This is a genomic window from Streptomyces sp. NRRL B-24572 (assembly GCF_002156145.1).
GTDB classification, from domain to species: Bacteria; Actinomycetota; Actinomycetes; order Streptomycetales; family Streptomycetaceae; genus Streptomyces; species Streptomyces vietnamensis.
On record NZ_MWIG01001220.1, the window covers coordinates 1 to 723 of the forward strand.

The following is a 723-nucleotide window of genomic DNA, read 5'->3' on the forward strand; positions in this document are numbered from 1 at the left end:
GCTTCTCCTCCCCCGCCGCCCGGTGCGTGGGGGTGGCGAAGTGCCGGGTGGAGGGGCCGAGCGCGGGGCCGGGGGTGATGTGTCCCTCGTACCGGGCGACGGGGGAGGAGAAGCACTCCACCCGGGGCCGGGCGCGTCTGCTCCACGAGATGGCGCTGGGCGAGGTGATCACGGACGGCTGGCGCTCGGAGGAGGTGAGGGAAGCCCTCGACCTGTGCCTGTCCTGCAAGGGGTGCCGGAGCGACTGCCCGGTGGGCGTCGACATGGCGGCGTACAAGGCGGAGTTCCTGGACCGGCACTACGCGCGACGGCCCTTCGCGCGGCCCCGCTCGCACTGGACGATGGGCCGCCTCCCGGGGTGGCTGGCGCACTTCGGGCGGGGCCTCAACGCGGTGATGGGGCTGCCGTTCGCGGCGCGGCTCGCGGGGGTGACGCCGGAGCGGACGATGCCGAGGGTGGCGGAACGGTCCTTCGCGTACTGGTTCGCCCAGCGCGCCTCGACCCGCCCGCCGGCGCTCACCCTGTGGCCGGACACCTTCACGAACCACCTGGCACCGGAGGTGGGCGAGGCGGCGGTCCGGGTCCTGGAGGACGCGGGCCTTGGGGTGGAGCTGCCGCCGGGGAGGGTGTGCTGCGGGCTGACGTACGTGTCGACGGGGCAGCTGGGGGCGGCCAGGAAGGTGATGCGGCGGACGCTGGACGTGATGGGGGAAGGGCCAGGGG

General features: G+C 74.8%; 1 protein-coding gene. It reads left to right on the top strand.

The genetic code is table 11. The annotated features are described in order from the left end of the window. On the top strand, positions 1-723 hold a 723-nt coding region (locus CCN56_RS41425; RefSeq protein WP_143664863.1), incomplete at both ends, for a (Fe-S)-binding protein.